The organism is Vreelandella indica (assembly GCF_037070225.1).
Lineage (GTDB): Bacteria > Pseudomonadota > Gammaproteobacteria > Pseudomonadales > Halomonadaceae > Vreelandella > Vreelandella arctica.
Genome location: NZ_JBANSO010000045.1, coordinates 1 through 13356, shown reverse-complemented (window position 1 = coordinate 13356; position 13356 = coordinate 1). Strand labels below are relative to the sequence as shown.

The 13356-nt window shown below is 53.1% G+C and carries 13 protein-coding genes; 8 read left to right on the top strand and 5 right to left on the bottom strand.

The features are described from left to right. Positions 1–192 precede the first annotated feature (192 nt). Entirely contained in the window at positions 193–1170 is a 978-nt protein-coding gene (locus V8L71_RS19745) for a TAXI family TRAP transporter solute-binding subunit (protein ID WP_336269155.1), read from the top strand. Positions 1171–1277: 107 nt separating this feature from the next. Then, entirely contained in the window at positions 1278–3077 is a 1800-nt protein-coding gene (locus V8L71_RS19740; RefSeq protein WP_336275220.1) for a TRAP transporter permease, read from the top strand. On the opposite strand, the gene V8L71_RS19735 is transcribed toward V8L71_RS19740, so the two are convergent. Next, the gene (locus tag V8L71_RS19735) at positions 3074–3643 is read right to left on the bottom strand and encodes a hypothetical protein (protein WP_336275219.1); all 570 of its coding nucleotides are present in this window, start codon (positions 3641–3643) and stop codon (positions 3074–3076) included. The genes V8L71_RS19740 and V8L71_RS19735 overlap by 4 nt on opposite strands. An 86-nt stretch (positions 3644–3729) precedes the next feature. Then, complete coding sequence (locus tag V8L71_RS19730) at positions 3730–4686, bottom strand: calcium/sodium antiporter (protein ID WP_336269152.1); 957 nt, start codon at positions 4684–4686, stop codon at positions 3730–3732. Between the two features lie 368 nt (positions 4687–5054). Here V8L71_RS19730 and V8L71_RS19725 point away from each other — a divergent pair, with 368 nt between their 5' ends. From V8L71_RS19725 to V8L71_RS19715, 3 genes are all read left to right on the top strand, one after another. Then, positions 5055–5261: a cold-shock protein gene (locus V8L71_RS19725; RefSeq protein ID WP_007111857.1), complete on the top strand. Its 207-nt coding sequence runs from the start codon at positions 5055–5057 to the stop codon at positions 5259–5261. Positions 5262–5509: 248 nt separating this feature from the next. Next, positions 5510–6226 carry a metal-binding protein ZinT gene (locus V8L71_RS19720; RefSeq protein WP_336275218.1) on the top strand — a complete coding sequence of 239 codons (717 nt, stop codon included), beginning with the start codon at positions 5510–5512 and terminating at the stop codon, positions 6224–6226. A 146-nt stretch (positions 6227–6372) separates the two neighbouring features. Continuing rightward, positions 6373–6771, top strand: a complete 399-nt coding sequence (locus tag V8L71_RS19715; RefSeq protein ID WP_336269150.1) for a lysozyme inhibitor LprI family protein — start codon at positions 6373–6375, stop codon at positions 6769–6771. Between the two features lie 76 nt (positions 6772–6847). On the opposite strand, the gene V8L71_RS19710 is transcribed toward V8L71_RS19715, so the two are convergent. Then, positions 6848–7663, bottom strand: a complete 816-nt coding sequence (locus V8L71_RS19710; RefSeq protein WP_336275217.1) for a helix-turn-helix domain-containing protein — start codon at positions 7661–7663, stop codon at positions 6848–6850. A gap of 252 nt (positions 7664–7915) precedes the next feature. Here V8L71_RS19710 and V8L71_RS19705 point away from each other — a divergent pair, with 252 nt between their 5' ends. Genes V8L71_RS19705 through V8L71_RS19695 form a run of 3 tightly spaced genes read left to right on the top strand, consistent with a single transcriptional unit; the run spans position 7916 to position 10182 of the window. Continuing rightward, positions 7916–8146, top strand: coding sequence for a hypothetical protein (locus V8L71_RS19705; protein ID WP_336275216.1), 231 nt, complete (start codon positions 7916–7918; stop codon positions 8144–8146). A gap of 28 nt (positions 8147–8174) precedes the next feature. Further along, a complete protein-coding gene (locus V8L71_RS19700; RefSeq protein ID WP_336275215.1) occupies positions 8175–9281 on the top strand; it encodes an APC family permease in 1107 nt (368 codons plus the stop codon). A gap of 13 nt (positions 9282–9294) precedes the next feature. Further along, a complete protein-coding gene (locus V8L71_RS19695; RefSeq protein ID WP_336275214.1) occupies positions 9295–10182 on the top strand; it encodes a carbon-nitrogen hydrolase family protein in 888 nt (295 codons plus the stop codon). Positions 10183–10466: 284 nt separating this feature from the next. Here V8L71_RS19695 and V8L71_RS19690 read toward each other — a convergent pair whose 3' ends face one another. Both V8L71_RS19690 and V8L71_RS19685 read right to left on the bottom strand, forming a co-directional pair. Next, positions 10467–11060: a hypothetical protein gene (locus tag V8L71_RS19690; protein WP_336275213.1), complete on the bottom strand. Its 594-nt coding sequence runs from the start codon at positions 11058–11060 to the stop codon at positions 10467–10469. Positions 11061–12217: 1157 nt separating this feature from the next. Further along, on the bottom strand, positions 12218–13060 hold the full coding sequence (locus V8L71_RS19685; RefSeq protein WP_336275212.1) for a helix-turn-helix domain-containing protein: 843 nt from the start codon (positions 13058–13060) through the stop codon (positions 12218–12220). Positions 13061–13356 lie beyond the last annotated feature (296 nt).

Below are 13356 nucleotides of genomic sequence, written 5' to 3'. Positions count from 1 at the left end.
AGGTCAGCTTTTCAGGTACCATTTTGGAAGCGGCTGTTGGTGCTTGATGGATTGGTTAGGTTCTTGAAATCATAGCACTTTCAGCCGCTTTCTTTTATACCCTGTGAGAAATCCGGGCTAGGCCCATTGCTGGGTAACATAAAAACGAGGCCCGTTAGAAAACGGCCGCTGGATACGCTAAGGAAGATTAAGATGCGCAATTCATTTCGCTCCCTTCGCCGCTCGCTTGGCGTGACGGCTGCTACGCTAGCGCTGGTAAGTACCGCTTTCTCCGCCCACGCTGAAACGCGGGTGACCTATAAATCGGCTTCTGCAGGTACCGCCTACTATCAGATGGGCGTAGAACTCTCAGAAGCAATCCGCCAGGGTACGGATGACGCGATTATTCTGACCCTTGAAGAGAGTCAGGGCTCGGTACAAAACGTCATGGAGGTCATGGCTCGTCAAGGCAACTACGTGTTTACCACGCCGCCTGCGTTAGTCGAACAGGCCATGGCAGGAGAGGGCGCCTTTGCAGAGCGTCAGAACCCTCGCTTTCAGGAAATTCGTGGCCTGTTCCCCATCCCCTCTATCACCATGCACTTTGTACTGGCGGGTGACGAAGGGGTGGCTGACATGTCTGCCCTGGAAGGCAAGCACTTATTAATTGGCCGAGGTACGTTTGGCGCCCGGGAAGCGGCTCGTTACCTGGAGTTGTTTGGTCTGGAAGAGAACGTCAAAATCGCCGATGCGGCGATTGGCAGCGGCCCCGATGCGCTCAAAAATGGCCAGATTGACGGCTTTGTCACCGCCAGCTCTTTCCCATCACCCAATGTGATCGAGACCGCCGCCAGCATGCCTATATCATTGGTTAGTCTGACCGATGAGCAAATCGAACAAACCGGCGCAGCGCGCCAAACGATCCCCGGCGGTACCTACCCCGGCGTTGATAAAGATGTCGAAACCACATCGCTGCCGGTGATTGCCTACACCACCACCTATATGGATGACGATACCGCCTACACGCTAACCAAAACATTTTGGGAGCGTCGTGATGCCATGGCCGAAGAGGCCGCCTGGTGGGGCAGTATTATCCCTGAAATGCTGGAAAACATGACCGGCTCGCTACACCCAGGGGCACTGCGCTATTACGAAGAAGCGGGCTTCGAGGTGCCTGACTCTCTACGTTAGTCACTTTCTCCCTTCTTCCTACTGCCACGGCGCTCGCGCTGTGGCAGTTCTGTATTGATGCAGAGTTGATGCGGTATTGATGCAGTATTGATAATAGGCAACTTGGCATGCGTGTTGTTACTTCTTCGCCAGCGGCGACCCCCATCGATGATGACGCCATAGCCCCAGGCTGGATGGCGCTGGGGGCGGTGAGTGTGGTGTTTCATCTTGGATTGATTTTTTATGGTTTAACACCTGCGCTCGTCAGTCGGCCGCTACACATGGCGCTGCTGTTGCCTTGGGTGCTGGTCTATATGGCCAATACACCGGCGCAGCGAATCAGCGGCTGGGTGCTGACGGTGCTGGGCGTGGCCGCATGTGGCTATATCGCCGTCAATGAGGCCGCGCTAGCCAATCAGTATGGCTTTATTGATACCCACCTACAGATGGGGATCGGGCTATTTTTAATCGCGCTGGCGCTTGAGGCCGCCCGTCGGGCGATTGGCTGGCCGCTGCCGCTGGTCGCGTTGCTGGCCCTGATGTATGGCGCTTTCGGCCAATACATCCCTGGTGCTTTTGGCCACCCGGGGCTCCCGCTGCCTAGCATGGTGGGCACATTGACCATTGCCGAAGGCGGGCTGTGGGGGTCGCTGACCGGCGTGAGTGTCAGTGTAGTGGCGATTTTTGTGATTTTCGGTGCGGTACTCAATGCCGGCGAAGCGGGTCAGGGCTTCATGAATCTCGCTGGCGCGGTGGCAGGGCGGCTGACCGGGGGCGCGGCCAAGGTGGCGGTGATTTCCTCGGCACTGATGGGCTCTATCTCCGGTTCGGCGTCAGCTAACGTGGCCTCCACTGGGGCAATCACCATTCCCTCCATGGTACGCCTGCGCTACCCGCGCTCGCTCGCCGGTGCGGTGGAAGCGGTTGCCTCCTCTGGCGGGCAAATCATGCCGCCGCTGATGGGGGCTGGGGCGTTTGTCATGGTGGAGCTAACGGGGACTCCCTATACACAAATTATGGCCGCGGCAATGTTGCCGGCAGTGCTCTATTTCTTGACCGTCTGGGTGGGCATCAATGCCTACGCGACCCGGCATGACTTGCAGCCCGTGGCGGAAAGTGAGCGCCCCCACGCGAAAGAAGTCGTCATTACCTCGCTGTTTTTTGCGATCCCGTTCGTGTTGCTGCTAGAACGCATCTTCAACGGTGGTTATACCCCTCAGTACGCTGCCAGTATTGCGATTTTTGCAGGCATTGCGCTGTTGCTCTTTGATGTGACGCTGCGCTTTTCGCTTCCTGGCTTTAGCCGTCGGTTAGCCGCTGCTGCGGTCACTGCCGGGCGCCAGATTGCCGTGATCGGCGCGATTATCCTGTGCGCCTCGCTGGTGGTCGGCGTGCTGTCGCTAACAGGGCTGGGCGTCAAGATTACCTCAGGTATCCTGTCGCTCTCCAACGACATGCTATGGCCAGCCTTGCTGCTAACGGCGCTCGCCTGCTTGATTTTAGGCATGGAGGTGCCAACCACCGCCGCCTACGTAATCTGTGTCTCTGTCGCCGGGCCGGCGTTGACATCGCTGGGTCTGGAACCGCTTCTAGCGCACTTGTTCGTCTTCTGGTATGCGCTGCTCTCAACTATCACGCCGCCGGTGTGTGGCGGTGTGTTTATTGCCGCTGGCATGGTGGGGGAGAGCTGGCTGAAGGTGGCGTTCAAGGCCATGGCGCTGGGGATCGGGCTGTATATTATTCCCCTAGCCATGGTGGCCAACCCGGAAATAATCCAACTAGCCTTTAATCCGTCAGGCGCCCTGCTGAATGCGCTGAAAGTGGCGCTGGGACTGGGGGCGATCTCTTACGGAGTGATCGCGCGCAAAGCATTGTGGCAGCGTGCGGCGCTAGTCGCGACAGGAGGCATCCTGATTTTCTTACTTTAGCCCTGGGACGAATCGTCAGCATCCAGCCGTAGCGGCGAAGAGGCTGGCAGCGGGGTAGTGGCAAACATCACCCAGGTATCCAGCGCAGGCCCCAGTGACTGCACCAACCGCAGTTGCTCGGGTGCCTGGGTGAGCACCTCTTCAGCACAGATGCCTGCTTCAAAACGTCCGGCGAGCAGGCCTTCTGCTACTGCCACCGTGGTGGGGGCATCAATAAGCTCCGCATAGCCCGTTAAATCAGTGTAATAGCGGGTGGCTGGCTGCAGTGCCACCTGGGTGGGCTGCGCAGTGGCACGTTGTGCGATCAGCGCCAGCGGCTTGCTACCCGCAATAAAGGTGTCGACCGGATAGGCTTGATGCATATAGCGGCCGACACAGTCGCTATGGGTGGCGTGGGCGGTGCACTGCAACACGTGGCTAACCTGCCCAGCAATAAGCGCCTGAAAGGCATCTTCAAAGTGGTTGAAGAGTGTCAGGCTGCCTTCGCCTGAACAGCGTTGTTTTAAATAACGCATGGCAATCAATTCGTGGTTATTGCCGCTAGGACCCAGGGTAGCAATGTGCACGGTGACGTTTCTCCACGATAAACAATCAAGTCATTGAGCCAAAAACGGTGGGTTTTTGGCTCAGCGCAATCAACGATTAGGCCATCTCAAAAAATCGTAAAGCTTAACGCTATATAAGCGGCATAGCCTGCGAGCAGTGCGGCTCCCTCCCAGCGCGACAGGCGCATACCGGTATACAAAAACAGCACCAGTATGCCAGCGGCACCCAGCATCACCCACTGGTCAAACAGGGCCACGCGTGGTGCAAGGGGCAGTGGTTGTAAAAATGCTGAGATACCGAGGATGCCCAGCAGGTTAAATATGTTGCTGCCTAGAATATTACCAACGGCGACATCAGCATGACGGCGCAGCGCTGCAATCACCGACACGGCCATTTCAGGTAGTGAGGTGCCAACAGCCACGATGGTTAGCCCAATGACTGCTTCGGAAATACCCAATGCCTGGGCTAACCCTATAGCGCCAAAGAGCAGTAGCTGTGACCCTCCTATTAGCATGCCTAAACCAATCACCAGCGCTAAGGCGATCATCCAGCCCGTGGTGGGGAGTTTGGTCATCTCTTCGGCTTCTGAGGCATGCATATCTGCCGCCGGAATATGCTGCCGACTTTCGCTTAAGTAAGCCCAAACAAGGTAGCCCACAAGACAGGCTATAAAGATTGCTGCATCAACACGCCCCAGTGCTCCACCAAATGAGAGGCCAATAAATAGTAGGCTGGCTAGCACCACCACCAAGCCATCCCGGCGTAGCGCTAAGGGTTGAACCACCATAGGGCAAATCACGGCGCACATGCCCAAAATCAATAAGATATTACCGATATTGCTACCCACGATGTTGCCAATAGCAATGTCAGGCTGTTGGTTTATAGCAGCATCAATAGAAACAACCAACTCGGGTGCCGATGTGCCGAAACCGACAACTACCAGTCCGGTCAGTAGGGGCGAAACGCCCACCCTTCTTGCGCCAGCAACAGCACCCCGAATCAGTGACTCTCCACCCAGGGTGAGCAGCGCAATACCCGCCAACAAACTAAGTCCATATAGCATGTTAAAACCTCTTCCATAGTACTGGTCAGGCTGCGATTAATGCAGGGTTTGCCTGGCCAATAGAGCGCGCTAGGCGATCGGATTAGTAGTGCCCAGCTCTTTGGCAAGATTAAGACTATTTATGTAAATTTGCGCGGTTTAAATGGCTATGAAAAGTCGGGTAAAAATAAAAAAAACCATAAAGGCTTTGACCTGCTGTGAACTACGTGACAGGATGTGCGCAGTTAGTAAGTTAGCAAGCAAGCATGGTTCCAGAAACATTCGAATTCTTTCGGTAGTCTGTAATTGTATTCCTTGTTCTACTCACTATTTATCTGGGTAATACCAGGATTTCTACAATTCGCGACTTGCGAAAAGGATTTAATATCATGGCAACTGGCACAGTTAAGTGGTTCAACGATTCTAAAGGCTTCGGTTTCATTGCTCCTTCTGACGGCAGCGATGACGTTTTTGCTCATTTTTCTGAAATTCAGTCTGATGGCTTCAAAACTCTGCCTGAAGGCGCTAACGTCTCTTTTGACGTTACCCAAGGTCAGAAAGGCCTTCAAGCTTCAAACATTAAGCTGCTTTCTTAATCCTAGTGATTATTTAAGTTCTCGAATCGTTTAGATTCGATGATCGGGCCCCGCTTAGGCGGGGCCCGATGCGTTTGTGTCTTCAATAAATCCACGATTCCACTATCGTTGCGTTTGCCGGCAGGCGCTACTACCCCATCCGTTGCCACTTTCCTCACAATTCTATTATGCATTAATCAACTAGCTTGATTAAATGATATGTTATAATATATCTTTCTTGGGCGTTAACTCACAAGGGAGAAAGAAGCATGCGAGCCAGCAAGATGGAAGATAGGCAAAAGATCGTGTCGCCGCTAAAGGCTGTCAGTGCCTTTGCATTCAGTACGTTACTGCTCGCTGGCGCTCAATACGTCAGTGCTGATGACCATGACCACAGCCATGATCAAGATCATGCTCATCACGACCACGACCACGACCACGACCACGACCACGATATCTATTCGGGTTATTTTGAGGATGAGCAGATCGAGGATCGCTCACTTTCAGACTGGGAAGGTGATTGGCAATCCGTCTATCCGTACCTACAAGATGGAACGCTAGATGAAGTGTTTGCTGATAAAGCAGAGCACGGCGATAAAACCGCCGAAGAGTACAAAGCGTATTACGAGATAGGGTATGAAACGGATGTAGATCGTATCGTTATCGACGGCAGCAACGTCACTTTCTTTGCGGACGGTGAAGAGATGTCAGGTGACTATCAGTACGATGGCTACGAGATTTTAAATTACGAGGCGGGCAACCGGGGTGTTCGCTTTATTTATGAGCTCGAAGGCGAGGGGGCTGACGATCTTCCTCAGTATATTCAGTTCAGCGATCACGGTATTTACCCAACTGACGCAGACCACTACCACCTTTACTGGGGCGATGATCGTGAAGCGCTGTTAGAAGAAGTGACTAACTGGCCGACCTATTACGCGTCAGAACTAAGTGGCGAAGACATTGTTGAAGAGATGTTGGCCCATTAATCTGTATTAAGCATACTTCAGTGATTGAAAAAGCGCTGGCTATCATGCCAGCGTTTTGCTGTTATTGGCACTGTTAAAATAGGGTTTAGAGTAGAGCGGCTGTACTCTTTCCATATTTTTTACCAAATCAAATAGGGCCATGCATTATGCGTTTGTCTTCACTTTTTATGGGCATAGGGTTGTTGGCTTTATACAGCTTTGCCTACGCGGGCGATACCTGTGATAGCGCTACGACACAGGCTGAGCTAACCGAATGCTCGGCTCAGGCGTACCAATCGGCTGACGATGAGCTCAATGAGGCTTATCAGGTACTGGTGGATCAATTAAGCAGCAACTCTGCTTCACTGGAAAAGCTTAGAACCGCTCAGCGCGCCTGGATCGGTTTTCGCGATGCCGAGTGTGCGTTCGAAAGTAGCGCCGTTGAGGGTGGTAGTGCGCAGCCTATGGTGCGTAACGGCTGCCTTGAAGCGCTGACAGAAGCACGAACTGAAACGCTACGTGAACATGCTGAATGTGAAGAGGGCGATCTTAGCTGCTCGCGCTGAAAGGTGTTCTTGTCTCGTCAATGAGCGGCTTTAAATTATTAATTTTTAGCTCTTAAAAGGCTGATAAGACGATGCGTCAACTGTGCTCGGCCAGCCGAGCAAACAGCGGCATCAGTAGCGCGAAGAGTTCCGCCTGAGACGAAATGCAGCACTTGGCATAGAGCTGGCGACGGAAGACCTTAACCGTCTGGAGGCTGACATCCAGGTGAAGGCTGATGGATAGAGATGAGTGGCCTCTTAAAATAAACAGGGCCACTTCTGCCTGGCGTGGGCTCAGCCGAATACAGTGTTGCTGATTCAATGCTTCTCTAAGGCGCTCCTCTAGAGGCGCTGGCGCCGCTTTACTCACACCTTCAAAGCGGTAATCTTGCCAATGCTTTTTCAGTAGCGAGCTGAGGATGTTTTCGTACTGATGCAAATTCTCAAGTTCACGCTTATTAAAAGGCTTGCCACTTGAGCGATCCCTACCAAAACAGGCGGTTATGGTGTCACTCTCGGTAACGTTGGCAAAAACTGCTACCTCGTCAAGTAGTGTGGTCTGCTGGTAGTAATTCTTATAGTAATGCGTGCGTCGAAAGTGATCGGGGGCTATGTCCTTCAATCGACGTATGCCCTGTACTTCATCTCTAAGGTGCTCGCGGTAAAATGGATCCAGCAGGTAATCTCCCCCTAGATATTGGCTATCCATCGGTAAGTAAACGACAGGGTCGGTGTATTCCCGATAGAGTACCGCCGGTCGGTGTTCGCCGTGATAAGCGATGATTATTAGATTATCGAAGGCTGCGAGTCGTTTCACCAATCTAGAGAAGTGTTGAGGTAACGCAGGCGTTCCCAACGCCCTGATGGTATCGGCCAGAACCTCGTCATTTTCGCTTTGAGTCACTGCTTCCACATCCGCAAGTCCATACCACGCTAGGGTTATATACGATCCGATGAGCTGCCAATACCGTTCTAAAGAGGTTGGCGACTAAGCATCTCAGTCTAGCTGGACAGCTGTAACGCCAGCAACTGAGGGTTATTAGCCGACCATTAACGGTAGCAAGCTGGTCTAGCCTCGGCGGCTGGCTTGATCAACCACCTCTTCGTTTTGTGCCGACTCAGCGGACTGCCCGCTGTCGGTACCAACGTTTCCTGGAGATGGATCATGACGGATAACAATATCAAACTGGAAAGAACGCTATCCCTAAAAGCCGTGGTGCTGTTTGGCCTCGCCTACATGACGCCATTGATCGTGCTGGGCACTTTCGGTGTGATTGCCAGCACTAGCAATGGCGCCGTACCCACTGCTTACCTCATCACTACCGTTGCCATGCTATTCACGGCATACAGCTACGGCATTATGGCGCGTACTTATCCGGTAGCCGGGTCTGCCTAGCAGAGCTATCGACTCCCGGGTCGGCTTTATGGTGGGATGGAGCGTGCTGCTGGATTATTTCTTTCTGCCCATGGTGATTTGGTTGATCGGCGCTGCTTATTTGAATGCGCGCTTTCCTGAAGTGCCGAGCTGGATATTCCTGCTGGGCTTCATTGGCATCACCACTTTCTTGAATATCTACGGCATCAAGCTCGCGTCCAAAGTGAACTCGTTGCTGATGGTCTTCCAAATACTGGTGATCGCGTTCTTCGTACTGCTTTCAATTCGTCACGTATTTGCGACCGGTGGCACTGATGCGCTTTTTAGCCTGGGGCCGTTCTTGGGTGACGAGGCTGGTTTCACCGCGATTGCTGCGGGGGCAGCGGTGGCCGCTTACTCTTTCCTTGGTTTCGACGCCGTCACCACACTAACCGAAGAAACCATCGACCCAAAGCGCAATATCCCCAAAGCCATTATGCTCACCGCGCTGATTGGTGGCGGTATCTACGTACTAGTGGGTTACACCACCCAGCTGGTTCACCCGGGCAGCAGTTTCGTAAACTCTGACTCCGCCGCCTTTGAAATTGCCACCACCATCGGTGCGGATCTCTTTGGCGCTATCTTTCTGGCCGGGATGGTGCTCGCCCAGTTCACGTCTGGCCTGGCCGCTCAAGCTAGTGCCTCTCGGTTGCTGTTTGCTATGGGACGAGACGCGGTATTGCCGTCTAAGCTGTTCGGTGCGCTGCACTCGCGCTTCCATACGCCAGTGTTCAATATCGTGTTAACGGGCGCCATTGGCATTATCGCCTTGTTCCTCGATGTATTATCGGCTGCCTCGTTTATCAATTTCGGTGCCTTCATCGCCTTCACGATGGTTAACCTGTCAGTGATCTTTCTGGTGAGCAAAGACGCCGACGCAAAGCGCCAGTATGGTGTGATTAGAGGGATGGTGGTGCCGCTTATCGGTGCTTTGGTTAACCTTTGGCTGATGAGTAAACTGGATATCAACGCCTTTATTCTTGGGCTGATCTGGCTGTCCATCGGTTTCGCCCAGTTGGCCTACCTGACCCGATTCTTCCGTCGCGAGCCGCCGGAAGTGGCCTTTGATGAATCAGACCCCGAGTCAGCAACCGCCCCATTAAAAGCGCCCCTTTAAACGGAGATCTACCATGTCCAGATATTTGCCTGTCCTTGTGGTGCAGGAAGCCTCGCGGCCGCACGGCATTGACTCCGAACTGCTGGACTTCGAGGCTGAGCTGGCGGTACACCTGAGCGACTTCGGTGCTGATTTTGAACAGCCAAGAATGGTGGTTTATCCAGAGCTACATTTATGTGGTGCCACGGGTACGCCGGAGCAGCGCAAGGAGCAACTGGAAGCTGCTGCTGAGCCTATCGATGGCCCCCGTCACCAGCACTTGTCACGAATCGCCCGTAACCTGGGAGTATGGTTGCTGCCCGGCACGGTATGCGAACGGGGAGAGGACGGGCATCTGTACAACACCGCGCCGGTGTATTCGCCCGAAGGTGAGCGAGTGGCTGCCTACCGCAAGTGTTTCCCCTGGCGACCGTACGAGCCTTATCAGCCGGGAGATCGCTTTGAAGTGTTCGAGGTGCCAGGCATAGGCCGGGTCGGCCTAGCCATCTGCTACGACATCTGGTTTCCCGAGATGGTGCGTCAGCTAGCGTGGCTGGGGGCGGAGGTGATCATCAACCAAGTGGCCACCACCACCTGTGACCGCGCCCAGGAGCAAATCCTTGTGCAGGCCAATGCTATTTTCAATCAGGTATATATGGTGAGCGCTAATTCAGCCGCACCTGCGGGGGAAGGTCAGAGTCTGATCGTCGACCCCGAAGGCCGCATCCGCGCGAAAATGCCCGGCGCCACCTCGGGCATTCTGACCGACGTACTCAATTTGGACGAAGTTGAGCGTGTGCGTACCTTCGGCACGGCGGGGTTGAACCGTATGTGGTCTCAGTTCCGAGAGAATGATCCTGTGCTGGAATTACCCATGTATGAAGGCCGCATTGATCCGCGTAAGTGGAGGGAAAAGCGTTAAGCAGCCTCCACTCTCTCCAACCCCGCGTCATTCCCATGCTTTGCAAATATGCCATCACCCAGGTGATGGCTATTGCCTGCGATAAGTTGATTCTTCCCAAGCTTTCGTCGGGGTCGGCTGTTTCGGCTGTTGAGCATAAGGGTACTAGTCGTGTGGATAGGGAGACTTATCTTTGCTTTCTGCTTGAGCCCCTTCTTGTTGCTGTCGATAGAGTTCTGGCTGTTCGATGTACGTGAGTGGCACGCCAAACCATGCTGCCGTCGTTGCCCGCCAAAAGAATAGAATTAGTAGAATAGAAGACCTATTGCTAGATAGACTTCGAGACCCATAAACGCCATTACTTCCTGTAGCAAAGTAGACGTCGTTTCAATACCGATAATGTTCGGAAAAGAGTTGAACAGAATGATTAAGGCGGTACCGAACAGGATATTGCCCGACCGTCTTTGCTCTGCCTCTGAATCGCGCGCCCGTTTTTGGCGCATTAGGTAGTAGTCAATCATGTGCGGATCATTCCGCTTATAGGCAATTTTTCCATAATAAGCAATATGCACATAACCCTTTGGCTGCTCTTGGCTTGCAGAGGGGGTCAAGCGAAAGAGGCCCGGCATCTCAAGAATGAAAGCCCTAAAAACTATGCTTGCCATAGGCGTTAAGAACGCTGCCCAGACCGTGAATGAAGCGAGCACGATGACCACAAAGTTTAAATTACTGAGAATGGGGGTGTTTCTACTATCCCATTCTGCTAGCCCCATGAGACCAGCAAAAATCATTGCCAGATCCAGATAGAGAACGAACTGAACCATTTGAGCAGCTCGCTTACCTTCCCAGGCTTTGTCCAGGATGCTGACAAATTCTTTTAATGTGGTTTTTACACTCATGGTGCTGAAATGCCCGTTGCTAGGTTCATTGGCTATAAGCGTAAGACGCTTTTAACCTATTTTGAAGAAAGCAGTGGCTTCAGTGCGTTTCCTGGTCTATTCCCAGTAGCTCACCTCCCAAAATTGTCATAAGGATAACGACACTCTACTGGTGCCTTGGTGCGTCCGAGGGGCTGGTATTAAGAGGCTGCTGATGTGCTGAACATAGCGGGCTGATGGGGGTGCTTTTGGAATGCTGGCTTACTCCTCAGCCATGGCTTTGGACTCAAGATGCTGAAAAAGTATTGAGTATTGAAAAAGCTAGTTATTCATCTCCCATCATAACAACATCAAGCGAATTTTAGCTTGAGTGGGTATTTAGGATCAGAAAACAAAAAAAGCACCCGTAGGTGCTTGATTTGTAGGGGTGTCTGGTGGCGGCGTCGTTTGAACTCAATAGTTAAGTTTCTGTTATTAAATGGTTTTAAATAAGTTTTCTCAGTTAGGCATACACCAGGGCATACACGGTGCTGGCTGCTGGGCCTTTTTTTGGGGGAGATTCTGTGGAGAAAGTGGGAATTGAAAAGCACCATAGCAAACCTTAGCCGCCTCTTTATTCTGCCGCTCTCGGTAGAAGTGATTCAGGCTCACTTTGAAGCGCGCCACTCACTAACGCATCTCTGCCTCATCCCTCCTGCACTCTCCGTATAATCGCCTGCATAGGTGCCACCGGTTGCCATCGTCATGCTTTAAGCCAAGGCGCTCAGCCCGACCTATTATATTTGCTCGACTTCAGTGGCGTATTTAAGGGCTTCCTCAAAACGGCCACCACTCGGCCAAGCGCTGGAGAAGATCCAGGGCAGTGGTCAGCAGCATCAACAAAAGATGGAGTAGTTCGAGACGATCGCGCATTTGGCAGACCTCACGTTGTTTATGGGTCTCCCATACTGTTGTCACGTCGCATCGGTGGCGACAAGAGCGCGTTGTATAACCCGCGTCGCACAACGCGCAGCTTTTCACTAGGCAGTCTTGCTCGCAAAAAGCGATAATTACCTACACTGTTAGCAGGTTGGCCACTCACCAAGCGGGTAGCTCCGGTTAATACCGCAGCCCTGCCGTCGGAAGTAGTGGTAGAGCGCCCCGCCCCCGACTCGTACCCGGGGTTATCGGGGCGTTCTTTATTGATGCCCCTCTACATTATCCCTGTCTTCGCTCTCCGTGTAATCGCTCTCATAGGTTTCACCGGGATAGGTGCCATCGTCATGCTGTAAGCCAAGGCGCTTAGCCCTGCCAATCATATTTCGCTCGACTTCAGCAGCATGCTCTAACGCGGCCTCAAGTTTTTTACGCATGGCTTCACGATCCACCAGGGCAATGGTCGGCTTCTCTTCGATCTCTACCTTGTCTTTCCAGAGTTCTGGCTGTCGATTCTTCAGCCACATGCGAGCGGCTTGGGTGTCCGGTGGGTAATGCCGGTGTAGATCCGTTAGCGTCACGTCACCTTGGTAATTGGATACGTGAGTCTCGGGCAGCACCACCCCGATAGCTCTCCTGTAGAGCGCTTCGGCCACCTCAGCATCGGCCAGCGCTGCCCCTCGCCTTATGGACTCTAAAAATTCAGGCTGTTCACGGCACCAGTTGTAGATTGTGGCTTCGCTCACCTCGAAGAATTGCGCCACCTGGCTGCGCGTCATGCCCAGCAGCATCAAGCGATAAGCCTGCTCTGCATACTCAGGCTGGTATTCACTGGGTCGGCCTCGATCGTTGGTTACGGGCGTAACCTCTTGCGTAACCTGGGGCGTAACCGCAACCCCATGCGTAACCTCCTCCTCTGTGTTGCTGGCTTGGTCTATAGGCTGTGCCCGCTTTTGCCATTCATCCGCCTTGGCCCTACGGCTAACAGCCACCCGCGATACAGGTAGCGATAGCTCTCGCACTAACCAAGTGAACCCCTCTCTGGGATCCGCCTCCCATAGGCGCTTGGCCTTCTTCCATTGCGCTGGTGTCATCTTCGCTGCCATATCATCACCTGCACTAAGTGAGCCTGTACCCTTAGAATCCGTTTTGAGGCTGTGCCCCTTGCCAGCCTGCGCCATCCCATGCCGTCAACGTCGCAAACGTCACAGGTATCTGCATTTGTACAAAACGACCGTATTTATCAGAAGGTGAGTTAAGCGGTAGACCAATGCTCTCAACTGCGTATTCCGGCGAACGTGACCGGTCATTCCGGTGATCGTGACCGATTTGCACACAGCCTTCACGCTGGAGAGAGTTTTGTACGCTGAGCGGTCACGATGGGTCAACCGATTCCGTTTTT